Annotated in this window: 14 protein-coding genes and 1 pseudogene; 11 read left to right on the forward strand and 4 right to left on the reverse strand. The window is 30.4% G+C overall.

The window, feature by feature from the left end; genetic code table 11:
* Positions 1–38 precede the first annotated feature (38 nt).
* Positions 39–812 carry a CDP-alcohol phosphatidyltransferase family protein gene (locus C8C88_RS01190; protein WP_121336389.1) on the forward strand — a complete coding sequence of 258 codons (774 nt, stop codon included), beginning with the start codon at positions 39–41 and terminating at the stop codon, positions 810–812.
* Positions 813–904: 92 nt separating this feature from the next.
* Here the strand turns inward: C8C88_RS01190 and C8C88_RS01195 are convergent, their stop codons facing one another.
* The 3 genes and pseudogenes from C8C88_RS01195 to C8C88_RS01205 all read right to left on the reverse strand — a co-directional run.
* Positions 905–1,663 (reverse strand): LytTR family DNA-binding domain-containing protein, encoded by a 759-nt coding sequence (locus tag C8C88_RS01195; protein ID WP_121336390.1) that lies wholly within the window; start codon positions 1,661–1,663, stop codon positions 905–907.
* A gap of 52 nt (positions 1,664–1,715) precedes the next feature.
* On the reverse strand, positions 1,716–2,024 hold the full coding sequence (locus tag C8C88_RS01200) for a 2TM domain-containing protein (protein WP_121336391.1): 309 nt from the start codon (positions 2,022–2,024) through the stop codon (positions 1,716–1,718).
* A gap of 28 nt (positions 2,025–2,052) precedes the next feature.
* A pseudogene (locus C8C88_RS01205) lies at positions 2,053–3,021 on the reverse strand (histidine kinase); the annotation flags it as partial.
* Positions 3,022–3,207: 186 nt separating this feature from the next.
* On the opposite strand from C8C88_RS01205, the gene C8C88_RS01210 reads away from it, so the two are divergent.
* From C8C88_RS01210 to C8C88_RS01235, 6 genes are all read left to right on the forward strand, one after another.
* A complete protein-coding gene (locus tag C8C88_RS01210) occupies positions 3,208–3,765 on the forward strand; it encodes a sugar O-acetyltransferase (RefSeq protein WP_121336393.1) in 558 nt (185 codons plus the stop codon).
* Positions 3,766–3,800: 35 nt separating this feature from the next.
* Entirely contained in the window at positions 3,801–4,190 is a 390-nt protein-coding gene (locus C8C88_RS01215; RefSeq protein WP_121336394.1) for a VOC family protein, read from the forward strand.
* 165 nt (positions 4,191–4,355) lie between these two features.
* A complete protein-coding gene (locus C8C88_RS01220) occupies positions 4,356–5,636 on the forward strand; it encodes a chloride channel protein (RefSeq protein ID WP_121336395.1) in 1,281 nt (426 codons plus the stop codon).
* A 6-nt stretch (positions 5,637–5,642) separates the two neighbouring features.
* The gene (locus tag C8C88_RS01225) at positions 5,643–6,251 is read left to right on the forward strand and encodes an HPP family protein (RefSeq protein ID WP_121336396.1); all 609 of its coding nucleotides are present in this window, start codon (positions 5,643–5,645) and stop codon (positions 6,249–6,251) included.
* A gap of 83 nt (positions 6,252–6,334) precedes the next feature.
* The gene (locus tag C8C88_RS01230; protein ID WP_121336397.1) at positions 6,335–6,874 is read left to right on the forward strand and encodes a hypothetical protein; all 540 of its coding nucleotides are present in this window, start codon (positions 6,335–6,337) and stop codon (positions 6,872–6,874) included.
* Between the two features lie 88 nt (positions 6,875–6,962).
* Positions 6,963–8,021 carry a nucleoid-associated protein gene (locus C8C88_RS01235; protein ID WP_121336398.1) on the forward strand — a complete coding sequence of 353 codons (1,059 nt, stop codon included), beginning with the start codon at positions 6,963–6,965 and terminating at the stop codon, positions 8,019–8,021.
* 676 nt (positions 8,022–8,697) lie between these two features.
* Here the strand turns inward: C8C88_RS01235 and C8C88_RS01245 are convergent.
* Entirely contained in the window at positions 8,698–9,765 is a 1,068-nt protein-coding gene (locus C8C88_RS01245; protein WP_121336400.1) for a hypothetical protein, read from the reverse strand.
* Between the two features lie 97 nt (positions 9,766–9,862).
* On the opposite strand from C8C88_RS01245, the gene C8C88_RS01250 reads away from it, so the two are divergent.
* The 4 genes from C8C88_RS01250 (at position 9,863) to C8C88_RS01265 (ending at position 16,363) form a co-directional block, all read left to right on the forward strand.
* Positions 9,863–10,759, forward strand: a complete 897-nt coding sequence (locus C8C88_RS01250; RefSeq protein WP_121336401.1) for an ABC transporter ATP-binding protein — start codon at positions 9,863–9,865, stop codon at positions 10,757–10,759.
* A gap of 41 nt (positions 10,760–10,800) precedes the next feature.
* Positions 10,801–11,637 (forward strand): ABC transporter permease, encoded by an 837-nt coding sequence (locus C8C88_RS01255; RefSeq protein WP_121336402.1) that lies wholly within the window; start codon positions 10,801–10,803, stop codon positions 11,635–11,637.
* Between the two features lie 14 nt (positions 11,638–11,651).
* Positions 11,652–13,514 carry a T9SS type B sorting domain-containing protein gene (locus C8C88_RS01260; protein WP_121336403.1) on the forward strand — a complete coding sequence of 621 codons (1,863 nt, stop codon included), beginning with the start codon at positions 11,652–11,654 and terminating at the stop codon, positions 13,512–13,514.
* A gap of 68 nt (positions 13,515–13,582) precedes the next feature.
* Complete coding sequence (locus tag C8C88_RS01265; RefSeq protein ID WP_121336404.1) at positions 13,583–16,363, forward strand: T9SS type B sorting domain-containing protein; 2,781 nt, start codon at positions 13,583–13,585, stop codon at positions 16,361–16,363.
* The last annotated feature ends 181 nt before the right edge of the window (positions 16,364–16,544 follow it).

Here is a 16,544-nt window from a genome sequence, read left to right on the forward strand (position 1 = left end):
CTGACTATATTGTCGCATTTCTTTGTTCATTATTTTAAATGTCAAAACTAGCTGCTCAGGATAAATTTCTAGATTTATCAGATTACGGAAGGCCTTTTGGAAAACTGTTAGCAAATCAATTAAAAAACACTCGTTTCACACCTATTCATGTGACCTTACTTTTTGGGGTATCTGGCTTAATTGCTATATACTGCATTTTAGAAGGATATTATTTTCTTGCTGGTTTATTCATCGTTTTAAAATCTATAATTGATGCTGCAGATGGTGAATTAGCGAGGATAAAAAACACACCATCTTATGTAGGTCGTTATCTCGACAGTGTGTTTGATATCATCTTGAATTTTTTGTTTTTTACAACCATTTGTTATGTTTCTAAAACTTCTATTTGGACTACACTTTTAGCTTTTATATGCATTCAATTACAAGGTACTTTATACAATTATTATTATGTAATTCTAAGAAATAAATCTGTGGGTGGAGATTCAACTAGTAAAATTTTTGAATACAAATCTCCAAGAGCTTTGCCGGGCGAAAGTCAAAAATCAGTTGATATTCTGTTCCTAATTTATACTATTGTATATGGCAGTTTCGACAAAATAATTCACACACTAGATAAAGAAGCTTACAAGGTAAAAACGTTTCCAAATTGGTTTATGACTTTTGTTTCTATTTACGGTTTAGGCTTTCAATTGCTTATTATTGCCATTATGTTACCAATGAATTTAATAGAGTACATAGTCCCGTTTTTTATCGTTTACACTTTGTTTATTTTTGTGCTCATTGGAGTCCGAAAAACAGTTTTTAAGGTATAAATCCACTATAGAAATAATCTATATTAAATTTTTAAAAAACTCATTACCATATTTTTAATTCAATTTACATAAACTAAAATTTTAAATGAAATTTATCTGATCCAGTTTTTAAAATCAGATACTTTTTCTCTACTTACTATAACTTCATCTTCCTTATAGGAAGGCAAAATCACCTTTAATCTAGAATTAGAGTACACCACAATTTCTTTGACCGACTTCAATGGAATAATAAATTTTCGGCTAATTCTGTAGAATTCTTTTGGATCTAATTCATTTTCTAAAACTTCCAAAGTTGATTCTAATAAATAACTTCTATTATCGAAAGTATGAATATAAGTCCCTTTATTTTCACTAAATATACACTCAATTTCATCGGAAGAAATCACTTTCAAATGCTGCCCAATTTTTATGGTAAATCTTTTTTTATAATTTTTTTCGAATGGGTTAGAAAGCATTTTTCGAATCTGTTCGAAGTCTAAACTTAGGTTCGTTTCTGGTTTGGGCAAACGGGTTTTATATTTAGAAATTGCGGCTTCTAAATCATCCTCATCGATAGGTTTTAAAAGATAATCAATCGAGTTTAATTTGAACGCTTTTAAGGCATATTCGTCATAAGCTGTGGTAAAAATTACAGCACTTTTTATTTCCATTTTTTCGAAGATTTCAAATGACAATCCATCCGATAATTGAATATCCAGAAAAATTAAATCTGGATGCTCATTATTAGAAAACCACTCGATAGATTCTTCCACAGAATGGAGCATCACTCCTACTTCAATATTTAGTTTACTGAGTTTTCGTTGCAATAATCTTGCTGCTGGTTTTTCATCTTCGATTATAATTGTCGTCATTTTTGGCTTATGGTTTTTGGTTAATATAATTTAAACCCAAGAAAATAAATTATTACTCCCATTTCTTGTTTACATCTTTATTCATTAACTCTTGGATTTTTCTTTCTTCCCATTTTTTTCCAAAAATTAAATTACTACCAAAAACACTTGTTCCATGAGCCAGTAATCCAATGCCCCAGAATAATGCCGTAGAAAAGTTTTCTAATCGAAAAAATTCGCGATCATTATGTGTAAAAATTTGAGCAATTATAACCGTATTAATTACCAAATAGAAGAATAAATGGATATAAAATCCTCTCATACTTTTGACTCTTTTCTTCGCTAAAAAATAGCGTTCATTTTGTTCTGAAATATTTTCCATTTTGTTAGTTTTAAATTTAATTCTAAAATTATTCCCAAGTTTGCTTACGTTCTTCTTTTTTTAAAATCTCTTGTATTTTACGCTCTTCCCAATTAGAACCATATCCATAAACTCGAAGTGCTTTCATAACTAATCCAAATCCCCAACCGAACATTGGAAACCAAAACCATTGAAATCCACTGCTATATTTTAGGTTTATAAAAATTAGAAAAGGAATTATTACGCAATATGAAATCAAACTAGTGTAAAACCGTTTTATTTCATCAACTCTCATTTTAGCATTATAGTAGGCATTATTCTGATTGTAATTTACATTTTCCATAATTGATATTTGTTTAGTTAATATTGGTATTTTGACTATAAATAAGCTTTCGGTTTGTTCTATTTTTATTTTTCTATTTGTAATAATTCCATAGCGATTAATGATATTATCAAGTCCAACACCTTGACGGTCTTGCAAAACATCTTTTTTTTGATAATTATTCTCAATCCTTAAAAAATCATCTTCTAAATAAACCTTAATACACAAGGGTTTTTGCTCACTTATTATGTTGTGTTTTACTGCGTTTTCCAATAATAATTGTAAGGAAAGAGGAACTACTTTGGCTTCAGCATCAATATTTTCGGCCAACAATTCATAAGAAAGACTGTTTTCGAAACGCATTTTTAACAAATCCATATAAGTTTTGGCAAAAGCTAATTCTTCTGCTACAGAAACCAGCTCTTTATCCTTTTGTTCTAAAACATATCTGTAAATTTTTGATAACGAAGTTGTAAATCGTTGTGCATTCTCAGGATTTTCTTCAATTAAGGAACTCAAAACATTTAAACTATTAAAGAGAAAATGCGGATCGATTTGATTTTTTAGGCTTTCAAATTTTGCATTTGCTGTTCCCGCAATAATTTTCTGAACCTTAATTTTATTTTCTTGTTTTTTGATAATTGATTTGATTAAACTATATATCCAAAATGAAACAAATATTGTTGCTATTAACCAAATAAATTGACGAATCATCTCTGGACTCCAACTCTCTATATTGAACCAATTTTTTTCATATATCTTAATAATTTAAAACAAATATAACGTGCTTCTTGTTCTTCTAATTTTTTTAAGTACTGAATTGTAATAATTAAAGGTTGAATTGTAATTTTCAATTATATTTACCCGAAAAAAGACTTTTTTATGAAAACTGAAAAAGAGAAAATGATAGCTGGAGAATACTATTTAGCTGGCGATCCTATTTTAGTAAAAGACAGACGAAAATCAAAAAACCTACTCCATCGGTTAAATGTTATCGAATATAGAATAACTAAAAAAGCAAGAGAAATACTCCGAGAATTAATTCCAAATGCTGGGGCAAATTTATACATCGAGCCACCTTTTTTTTGTGATTATGGGTATAATATTTATTGTGGAGAAAATGTGTATTTCAATGTGAATTGCGTTGTTTTAGACTGCGCAAAAGTGACGATAGGTTCTAATGTGTTTTTTGCACCTGGAGTCCAACTCTACACCGCAACTCATCCTCTTGATGCAGAACTTAGAAAAACACTCGAAAATGCGTTACCCATAACCATCGGAGACGATTGCTGGATTGGCGGAAATACCGTCATTTGTCCCGGAATAACTATTGGAAATGGTTGCGTAATTGGTGCTGGATCTGTGGTTACAAAAAACATTCCTGATAATTCTCTAGCTGTAGGAAATCCAGCTAAAGTGATTCGGAAATTGAACCAATAAATAAAAAAACAAAATATCAATCCTAAAGACAAACTATGCTCTCTTTAAATAAAATTCATCATATTGCTATTATTTGCTCTGATTATCAAAAATCAAAACATTTCTACACCGAAATATTAGGACTAACTATTGTTCAAGAAATTTATAGAGCTGAGAGAGAATCCTACAAACTCGATTTAGCACTCAACGGAATTTTTACCATTGAATTATTTTCGTTTGAAAACGCCCCAAAAAGGGTTTCAGGACCAGAAGCTGCTGGTCTTAGGCATTTAGCTTTTGAAGTTAACGACATACAAAAAACAAGAGATTATTTTACTTCACAAAATATATATGCTGAAGAAATCCGAATGGATGTTCATACCAAAAAAAATTATTTCTTTATTGCTGATCCTGATGATTTACCAATAGAATTTTATGAAAAATAAGAGAATTTTGAATTATAAAATCTTAAAATTGGCGTTGAAATCATAAAAAAGATAAAAAACTCCTTTTTAAATTTTATTTTAAATTTGTTTATTTAAATTTGTAACACTCTGACAAACTGTTTCATTATGTCCTAATAATGAATAGAGAATTAACTTATTTTAAAAATGAACAATACCACTCTGATTAAAAAAAATTACCTCCGAATTAAATATCAAAAATTAATTGTTGTTTCTATTCTAATTGGATTTCTTTCTGCTTTCTTAGGAATCTCATTAAAAAAAACAACAGCGTATTACGAGGAGATTTTTTTTAACCAAGCATCGTCAAACCCTATTTTCTTTATTATTTTTCCTGTTTTTGGTTTTTCAGTTATTTATTTCCTTCGAGAATATCTTTTTAGAAAAAAAGAAAACAAAGGAATCAAAGAAGTTTTTGAAAGCACTAAATCAAAATCGAATAACTTACCTAATTATAAAATTCCTTCTCATTTTATTAATGGATTATTGACGGTAGCTTTTGGCGGATCAACAGGAATCGAGGTATCTACTGTAGTAGCATCAGCTACAATTGGCGCTGTTGCACAACGAAAACAAAATGTTTTTAAACAATACAAAACAGAATTAATTTGTGCTGGAATAGCTGCTGGAATAACCGCTTTATTTAGTAGTCCCATTGCAGGGATTCTTTTTGCACTGGAAGTTATTTCCAAAAAAGCGACCAAAACCTTTTTAATCACAAATTTAATAGCGGTAACAACTGCCTTTGGTCTTGTTTTTTTATTAAACGAAAAACCACTGTTTGACATCACCATTACAACATGGCATTTGAGAGCAATTCCTTATTTTATACTCTTAGGGATTTTAGCAGGAATGAACTCCGTATACCTTACTCGCTGTGTTTTGTTTTTTAATGCCCAATTTTCAAAAATCAAAAGCCATTACTATAAGATTCTATTAGGATCGCTTTTTTTGAGCATTTGTCTGTTCCTATTTCCACAACTTTATGGTGAAGGATATCATGCTATCAAAACTATATTTGCTAATTCACATCAAAATACTATATCCTTTTCTTTAGCACTAACATTTATAGCAATTGTACTTTTAAAACCCATTGTAACTTCATTAACACTAGCTTCTGGAGGAGATGGAGGTGTTTTTGCTCCAAGTCTTTTTATTGGAGCTTTTTTAGGACTACTAGTAGCTTCTATTTCTAATACTTATCTCAGTGCCGATATAATTCCCTTAAATTTTATGGTTATTGGAATGGCAGCCGTTTTAAGTGCAAGCATCAACGCTCCTTTTACATCAATATTCTTAGTCTGTGGATTAACGAATAATTACACCTTGTTTATTCCTATTATGGCAGTTTGTTTTATTTCAAAACATACCGCTCAATTGATTTACCCATTCACGGTATATACCTATTCGTCTAGTTTATCCAAATAATATTTTATGCCAATTCAGAAAATAAAACGGAGTTATCGCAAAACAAAATACGTTCTTTACAAAGAGACTTTGGTAGACTTTGAAGAACATTTTTGGGCATTTTTAGGCTCCTTTGTTGCTATTGGAATTTTAGCCTACATCCAATCCATCCATTTTTCAGGAAATGATGCAGTATACTTGATTGGCTCATTTGGAGCTTCGAGCGTATTAGTTTATGGAATTATCCAAAGTCCATTTTCGCAACCCCGTAACTTAGTTGGAGGCCACTTAATCTCTGCTTTTGTAGGAGTTACAGTTCACAAGTTAGTTCCTGATATTATTTGGATTGCTGCGCCAATGGCTGTTTCACTTTCTATAGTTTTGATGCAAATTACCAAAACTTTACATCCGCCAGGAGGAGCTACTGCTCTTATAGCTATCATAGGTTCGGATAAAATAAAAGCGCTAGGTTACACCTATCTATTTTCTCCAGTTCTGATTGGTGTATTGATTTTACTCCTAGCTGCCTTAATTTTCAACAATATGACTTCAAAAAGGCAATATCCGAATCATAAAAAATACCATACAATAAAAAAAAGAATTAGAGCAGTTTTCAAAACAGATCCGATTTCTTGAATAATCTTTTCAACAAAACGAGAATCTGAAAAATTAAATCAAAATTAAATTTTACATTTGCACTTTAAGCAAAAGCAAAGATTATGGTTTACAAATTTAGAGTCATTCTTGACGCAGAAGAAGATGTTTTTAGAGACATTGCAATCCTTGAAGATGATACTTTAGAAGATTTACACAATGCAATCTTTAATTCCTTTGGATTTGATGGAATGGAAGTAGCTTCTTTTTACACTTGTGATGAGACTTGGAATCAAGAAGATGAAATTTCTCTTTTTGACACTGGTGACATTCCTGGTGAACAAAGAATTATGAGTGATTATCCATTATCTGATATATTAGACAAAGAAAATACAAAGATTATTTACGTATATGATTTTATCAATATGTGGACTTTTCTTGTAGAACTAGCTGCAATAGAAGAGCAAGTTGCTGGTAACATTTATCCTGAAACTCTTTTCTCACACGGAGAAATGCCAGATGAAGCTATCGAGAAAAACTTTGAAGCAGATATGCATGACGATATCTATGGCGAATTTGAAGATGATTTAGACGAGGAAGATCTAGATATGTTTGAAGGCGATGATAGCTTTGAAGATTACGGATTTGAAGAAAATTGGAACTAAAAAAATAATAGATTACGAAAAGAGCCAAGATGAAAGACTTCAAAACTGTCTTTTATCTTGGCTCTCTTATCTAAAATAAAAAACAAACATGATTAACTTATTCAACACCCACATTGAAACGCTTTCCATACATCGTGTAGGAAATAAAAGCCGCAATGAAGCAATCTTCTTATCAGAGCAACCATTTAATCTAAATGATGAAATTGTGCCGCTGATGAAAGAATTTTTCCTAAGACCCTTTAGAGAAAAAGAAGAAAACTATTTCCAATTTGCTCATGAAGTGGATTTGGATTATAATGACATGTATAAATTTGCTTCTCAAATTTTTGACAAACCAGATAGTTTACATGAGGTTTCAAAACAAATTACAAAGCATTTATTTGAGCAATCAAATCATCCACACATAAAGAATGGTGAAGTTTATGTCACGTATTTGACTAATGTAAACATTGATAACAATGTGGTTGATGCTATTGGTGTTTTCAAAAGTGAGATTCAAGCTGACTTTCTACAATTTGAAGAAAAAACAACACATCTAGAAATGATCTTACAACATGGAGTAAGCTTGAATAAATTAGATAAAGGATGTTTGATTTTTAATCATAAAAAAGACGAAGGATACAAAATCCTTACTGTTGATAGCAACCGTTATGACGCTAGATATTGGTTAGAACATTTCTTATCAGTAGATGCTTTTGAAGACGAAAATTTTATCACTAAAAAATATTTAAAATTCTGTCAGAACTTTGCTAAAGATGTTGTTTTTCCTGCCGAAGACAAGAAAGAAGAAGTTATGTTTATGAATCGTTCTGTGAATTATTTTGCTAAAAACGATCAATTTGAAGAAACTAATTTCTTGAATGAAGTCTTAGACAATCCTGATTTGATTCCTGAATTCAAAAATTACAAAGTTGACAAAGGAGAAAAATACAGCATTGAAGATGTAACTTCTTTTCCGATTGCTAATGCTGCCGTTTCGGATGCTAGAAAATCGATCAAAAATGTTATCAATTTAGATACTCACATTCAAATAAAAATGGATTTCATTAATCCTGAAAGTGCAGAGAAATTTGTAGAAAAAGGTTGGGATGAAGAGAAACAAATGTATTACTATTTAGTTTATTTCAATAAAGAAGAAAAATCATAAACATATCTTATATACGTTTAAAAATCAAGATACTAAAATCTCATTTGCTAATCCCAAATGAGATTTTTTTATTTTGTATAAAGACTGTTCGATTGAAAAATTACAAATAAATTAAATGTTAAAATAGTAATAATTATCTTATATAAAAATAAAAAATACGCATTTTATCGATAAAATTATACACTTTAACGTTTTTTGGATTAAATTTACTGTCCCAAATCTAAATGCTCCAAATTATATGAACACAATTGAAATAAAAAGAAAATTTCTCAATAAAAAGCTTTTGTGTTCATTATTTGGGCATCGATTTATAAAAACTCGAAATGTAACTGATCATTTCAAAGAATATAAATGCACGGTTTGTAAACTGGAATTAACAAATAATGAAAAAGGGGAAATAACATCTTTAACCCCAGAATTGAAGGAAATTAACGAAACACTAATTGGATTTTATAAAAAGAAACTCCATTCTGTTTAAACAATGAACAGCTCACTATCAAAACTATTAATTTAATAACACTTGAAAAGATGCTACTATTTCTCCTGATACAATCGATAATTCTGTTGAAACAAAAATACAGATCCAGAAAAGGTGTTTTAAACTCTGAAATAGGGCTTATTGAAAAACTGCAATAATTTTTCACCGGGGCACCCTACTTCATTATATATTTAGAAATTAAATTCCATTGCTAAATAAATTGGTGTTTTTGAAATTACGCGTAATAAACTCAAATGCTGCGCTCATAATATTTCCCATAGATTTTGCTTTTTTAAAATTCAAATCATTCGTATAGCGATACAATTCTAATTTCAGCTGCTCTAAATGCTCATCTGTAGAAATAACATCAGTACCCATAATTTTCATTAATCGCTTAATCCTATTTTCAGCCGAAATTATTCTTTTAGCAAGAACTGCCCTTTCTTCGTCTTTATATTGTTCAATTGAACTGGTTTGAAGTTTATCTTTAACCAATTTAACCATTGGATAATTTTCTTTAAAAAACTGCGGTCTATAGACTTTAAAATTACCTTCATAGCATTGTTGATCAAAATCAATTGCTCGAATTCTATAAACTACTTGGTCAAAATCATGAATCGGGACAATCACATAATTGTAAGCACGCATATCTCCCAGCAACCGAATCATACTTCGCTCATTAAACTTGACAAACTCCTTGGCAATTTGAGATTTTTCGGTTTCGCTACAATCTTTCAAATATTCCTTAATGAAGACATCTCCGGCAATTCCCATAATATGTTCTTCAATCAAGGTATCTCCATAAACTAAAAAGTTTATTTTATCTGGCGACAAAATATGTTCTAATTCTAAGCCGTAAACTCGGGAAGCATCTGCTTTTTTAACATAAAAATGAGTGTAATTATCATTTAAAATATTTCTTACTTTTATTCTAAATGGTTTTGAATTACCAAATGTGCAGTAATCAATTGAATCGACATTCAAAAACTTGATAATTCCAAGATTACCATCTGAATGCAATAATGAATATATTTTTTTTAGCGTTAAATCAATTTCATTTCTTTCGAATTCATTATAATATACCCGAATCCAAAGCGTATCATGTTCATTTTTATCGTACACATTTATTGAACCTGAAAAACGCAACAAATCATCGTAAGAAATAGGTACTTTTGAAATGCGGTCAAATCGCTCTAAATAATCTAAAAGCAATGGATTTATAGGATACGACGGTTTTTTAAAAATCATTAAAGGTTCACTGCTCATTTGGGTACATTTTATATGCAAATTTACGTTAAATAATAATTGGACAGTAACAAAATACTATCTTGTTCGTCTTATCTAAAATCAAAAAACAGACTCTTTGGAAACAATACTTACAATTCAGAATCTTAATAAAAGGTATGGTCGCATCCAAGCCCTAAAAGATGTCTCATTCGAAATAAAAAAAGGACATGTTTATGGAATTTTGGGGCCTAACGGAAGTGGTAAATCCACTACGCTAGGAATTGTCCTTAATGTAGTCAATAAAACATCTGGAAAATATAGTTGGTTTAACGGGCAAATGCAAACCCATGAAGCCTTAAAAAAGGTTGGTGCCATTATTGAAAGACCCAATTTTTATCCTTACATGACTGCAGAGGAAAATCTGAAGTTAGTTTGTAAAATAAAAGGAATTGAGTACATTAAAATAGATGAAAAACTAAGTCTAGTAGGACTTAATGATCGGAAATCAAGTAAATTCAGTACTTTTTCTTTAGGGATGAAACAACGTTTAGCTATTGCTTCTGCTCTACTAAATGACCCTGAAATTTTGATTCTTGATGAGCCTACAAATGGTTTAGATCCTCAAGGAATTCATCAAATTCGAGATATCATAAAACAAGTAGCCGCTAACGGAACTACTATTTTATTAGCATCTCATTTATTAGACGAAGTAGAAAAAATATGCTCTCATGTCTTGATTTTAAGAAAAGGCCTGATTTTATATTCCGGTTTAGTTGACGGAATGACCGCAAATGAAGGGTTTTTCGAATTACAAGCCACCAACCTTGAACATTTAATTGAAGTCTTAAAAACACATCCTGCAGTTGAAAAAGTCAAAAAAGAGGATGATAAAGTTTTAGTCTATTTGAAAAGCCCACTAGAAGCAACGGATTTAAACCGGTTTCTTTTTGAAAAAAACATTAGCGTAAGTCATCTTGTAAAAAGAAAAAACAGCCTTGAAGAACAATTTTTAGAATTGACGAACCATAAATAAAAAAGTTTTTTCAAAACTAATTTCAATCACAAAACAATAACATGAAACGATTACTCTCTATAGAATTGCAAAAAATATGGTTAAACAAAGCAAGCAGAATACTTACTTTAACCTACTTTATTTTACTTTCGTTTATTGCACTTATAGCATCAATAAAATTTGATCTTGGTGTTTTTAAATTTCATCTTGCTGAAATGGGAATTTTTAATTTCCCTTTTATTTGGCATTTTAACACCTATATTGCCGCTATTTTAAAGTTCTTTTTGGCTATAGTTATTGTCTCTATGATGGCGAATGAATATAGTTATGGAACCTTAAAACAGAATCTTATTGACGGAATGAGTAAGAAGGAATTTATTTTGTCAAAATTTTTAACCGTGGTTTTATTTGCCTTCTGTACCACTCTGTTTGTGTTCTTAATGAGTCTAATTCTTGGGTATAGTTTTTCATCTTACACGGAATTTAGTATTGTTTTTTCTGACTTAGAATACCTTTTGGCCTTTTTTGTAAAATTGGTTGGTTTTTTCTCGTTCTGTTTATTTTTAGGAATATTAGTCAAACGTTCTGCTTTTGCACTTGGTTTTCTTTTGGTTTGGAATATTATTGAAAGTATAGCTAAAGGAATTCTAACTTTCAAAATATTTCCCGAAAGCGATATTCCAAGTTATATAACACCGTTTTTCCCTTTAGAGTCTATGTCTAATTTAATTGTTGAACCTTTCTCAAGACTATCTTTAGTAAAAACTATTGGCACTCAAATAGGACTTGAAAATATCAAAGATTATGATGTTCATTTTTCTACTATTTTAATCGTTTTAACCTGGACTTTCATTTTTATTTCATTATCGATCAAACTACTTAAAAATAGAGATTTATAGTATATTTGTGAACTATGAAATCTCTTGGAAAAAAAATATTTTATATTCTCTTGTGCTGTAATTTCTATGTCGTACAGGCACAATATATTACTGTAGATGATTCAAAAACAGCGCAAGAACTTGTATCCGAATTAATACCTAATAATTCCTGCGTTACTGTAAGTGGAGAGAAAATTTCTGGAGATACTAGTCCACTGACAAGCAATAGTTTTGGTTTTTTCAATCAAAACAGAAGCAGTTTCCCTTTCTCAGAGGGGATTGTTCTGAGCACTTGGTCTAGTGAAAAATCTGTTGGGCCTTTTATATCAATTAACAAAGGTGATTCGGAATGGACTGGCGATTCTGATTTAGAATCGGCATTAGGTTTAGTTTCTAATACAACTTACAACGCTACAGCTTTAGAATTTGACTTTGTACCCACTTCTAGTTTTATTAGTTTTGATTATATATTTGCATCTAATGAGTATCAATATGATTTCCCTTGTAAACACTCCGATGGATTTGCTTTTTTAATAAAAGACATAACTGTATCGCCAAATACTCCTTACACTAATATTGCAAAACTCCCAAATGACACTCCTGTTTCTTCCTTCACCATTCACCCTACTATTAGTTATACAGATTCGTTTGGGATAAATACAAGTTGCGTTTCTGAAAACGAAGCGTTTTTTGGCCAATTAAATACAAATCCAACAAATACAAGCCCAATAAATTATAGTGGTCAAACCAAAGTTTTAAACGCTCAAACAACTGTAATTCCAAACAACAAATACCATATTAAATTAGTTCTTGCAGATAGTGATAGTAAATATTGGAATTCTGCAGTTTTCTTGAAAGCAGGAAGTTTTTTATCTAAAATAGATTTAGGAATTAATCGGTTGTTAACTTCTAATAATCCTATTTGCTATGGCGATTCCTTTTTAATAAACACCAATTTAACAGATCCTTCCTATAGCTTTAAATGGTTTAAAAACGGCAATTCATTACCTATCTTAGGTGAAACTAGTGCTTCATTATTAGTTACTAATGCTGGAAATTATAGCGTTGAAGTAACAAATAGCAATGACTGTATTACATTTGGCGAAATAAAAATTGAATATTCCTCAGAGATAAAAACAACTGATATAAATCTTCAAAAGTGTGTTTTTGATGAAAATAAAACAGCAGTTTTTGATTTAACAACAGCAGAAGAAATCATTAAAAGTATTGATACAAACCTAAATGTTACTGCCTATTATGAAACAAAAACTGGTGAGACTTTATCCAATCAGATTTTAAATCCTAATTTGTATAACAAAATACCAACTTCAGATCAAACTGTATACGCATTAGTGAAAAACATTTTTGATTGTAGTCGCATCTTAAATATAAATCTTCACACACTTTCAGGAACTCAAATCAATTCAACTAACGCTAAATTGCCTATAATTACTGAATTTTCAGGTAATGAAAATTCAGTAGAATTAATTCCCCCAAGCGGAGGAGGTAATTTTGAGTTTTCATTAGATGGAATGAATTATCAAGTCAATCCTTTATTCTTAAATGTTCCAATGGGGAATTATAACGCCTATATAAAAAATTCAGAAACGTGTGAATACTTAAGCTTTCCTGTTACTGTCCTTGATTATCCTAGATTTTTTACTCCAAATGGAGATAATTACAATGATTATTGGAAAATAAACAATCTTGATTTATACCCTAATACTACCCTATTTGTATACAATCGTTTTGGAAAACTTCTAAAACAACTTTTACCATCTGGAGATGGATGGGACGGCACTTTTAACGGTTTAAACTTACCATCCGATGACTATTGGTTTACATTAAATCTAGAAGGCACTAAAGAATACAAAGGCCATTTCAGTTTAAAACGATAAAAAAATAACAAAATCATCGTATTTCGTTATGATGTTTACATTTACTATATTTGAACATTACAAGAAATATGAAAATCAATCCTTTTTTTATCAGTCTATTTTTTTTATTGTCAGCACCTACTTTTGCACAAAAAGAAGCGGCAATATGGTATTTTGGAGAATATGCTGGACTTGATTTTAATTCTGGCAGTCCCGTAGCGTTAACCAATGGTCAATTATCAACTGATGAAGGTTGCACTACTATTTCTGATAAAAATGGGAACTTGCTTTTTTATACTGATGGAACTATTGTATACGATAAAGCACATAATGTTATGCCCAATGGCAATGGTCTATTAGGACATCGCTCAAGCACACAATCTGCAATTATTGTACCTAGACCAAACAATCCTAATTTATATTATATTTTCACTGTTGATGAACCAAATCCTTATAATGCAGATGATAACAATATAAATGATGTCGACCCTCCTAATAATGGATTAAATTATTCTTTAGTAGATTTAAGACTAAACAATGGATTGGGAGATATTGTAAGCACCGAAAAAAACATTCCGCTCATAACCTACAATAAAAATGATAGTGAAGAAGTAAAATTTAAATGTTCTGAAAAAGTAACCGCAGTACAACATGGAGATGGTGTTTCCTTTTGGGTAATTACGCATTTCATAAACACTTTTTATTCTTTTAAGGTTGGGACATTAGGTATTGATAAAAATCCCGTTAAAACAGTCACTTCGTTTAACATTCCGATTGGTGGATATAATTATAATGCGATAGGTTATTTAAAAGTATCTCCAAATGGCAGAAAATTAGCTATGGCTAATTCATCAACAAGATCAACAAATGAATTAGGCCCAAAAAATAGTGTGATAAGAGATACTGGAAATGTTTTACTTTTTGATTTCAATGCAATTACTGGAACAATATCAAATGGCATGAAATTAATTGAAAATTCAAATCCTTATGGACTAGAATTTTCAGCCAAATCAAAAAAAATCTATGTTACTTTAAATAAATACAATAATGAAGGGCTCACTATTGGAAGTGAATTACTACAGTTTGATTTAAAAAATTCAAATATAATTGGCTCAAAAAAAATAGTTAATTCCTCTACTAATGTAGCTGGCGCTTTACAACTTGCAATTGATGAAAAAATATACAGAGCAGGATATCCTAATACAAGTGCAAATACAACCAAATTATCTGTAATAAATAATCCTGAACTAGATGGAACTAGCTGTAATTACATCCAAAATGCTATTGATTTAAAATTAAAAATTGCAAAAAAAGGATTACCTCCTTTTATAACTTCTTTTTTTCTTTACAGCTTTAGCTATGAATTTAATTGCTTAGGAGATGCTACTCATTTTTTTATTAATACCACCGAAAAAATAGATAGTGTACTTTGGGATTTTGGTGACGGAACAACATCTACTGACATAAATGCGTATCATACCTATGCAAATACTGGTGATTATAAAGTTACACTTATAAAGTCAGTCAACGGAGAACTTAGGGAGCCATTAGAAAAAACTATTACTATCTATGATACACCAAAAGTTTTAAGTACTCCTTTTAAATTAATACAATGCGACACTCAAGATTCACAACCTACTGATGGATTAAGTACTTTTAATTTATCTCTTGCAAACGAAGCAATATGTTTAGGCAAAAAAGATTTTGAAGTATATTATTATCACAGTATTAATGACGCAGAAGCTGATATTTCGAACACTAATTCAATACCTATTATATATCAAAATAACATTCCCGACGAACAATTATATGCGAAAGTAATTCAAAATAACGCATCCTGTAGCAACATCGGGAGCGTCATTCTGCATGCTAACAAAAACAATTTAATAGCTCCAAGTCCATTACACGGATGTGATATTGATAAAGGGGAAGCTGTATTCAACTTAGAGCAAAAAAAAGAACTAATAAAGGCCGAATTAAACTTACCTTCAGATGTACGTTTGTTTTTCTATGCTAATGAAAATGATGCTTCTCTTGGAATAAACGAACTAGAACAACAATATCCTTCAAGCTCTAAAATAATATTCATAAGAGCCGAAAATAGTGAGGGCTGCTATGGAACAGGACAACTGGAGCTAATTGTAGAACCAATACCTAAAATAAAAACCTTAGAAAACAAAATTCTATGTGAAGGAGAATTATCAATAGTTTTAACTCCGGGAATATTGCCTCCTGCACTCATTAATGACTTTAGCTATTTATGGTCAACAGGAGAAACAACCCCTTCAATATCTATCAATAAAGAAGGTAATTATAATGTGACCGTTACAAACAAATCAAATTGTTCTAGTGTAGAAAATTTTGAAGTTACTCTTTCCTATTTAGCAAGAATAAATGATATCATAATAAAAGATTTAAAACCTCAAAACGAGGTATTTGTTGATGTCATAAATCCAGATGAATACAAATACATGATTCAATTCCAAAATGGAAGTGCAACAGTTCTTCAAGATTATCCATTTTTTGAGAACATTCCAGGAGGCGTCCATGAATTGATCATCGAAAACAATCAAGGTTGTGGTCAAGTAAGAAAACAAATAATTGTACTTCAAGCTCCTACTTTTTTTACTCCAAATGGAGATGGCTATAATGACTACTGGAACATAAAGGGTATAAATGCCACTATCGATCAAACTACTTCGATTTATATTTTTGATAGATATGGGAAATTCCTTAAACAATTATCTCCATCAGGATCTGGATGGGACGGAACTTTTAATAAATTCCCATTACCATCTGATGATTATTGGTATACTGTTAAATTAGAAGGAGGAAGAGAAAGTAAAGGCCATTTCAGTTTGAAGAGATAAAAATTATCAAAAAAAATTATCCCCTATATAGATTTTAATAAATGTTGCTATGATGAGCAAGAAATAATATGTAAAAAAGACTCATTAAAAAGCTCGACACATTTACTAGGTAATAACTATTCTTGAAAATAATGATTGTATTTTCCTTAGAATTGTATTAAAAAAAGACATAAAAAAAGCC

It is taken from the genome of Flavobacterium sp. 123 (assembly GCF_003634825.1).
GTDB lineage: Bacteria > Bacteroidota > Bacteroidia > Flavobacteriales > Flavobacteriaceae > Flavobacterium.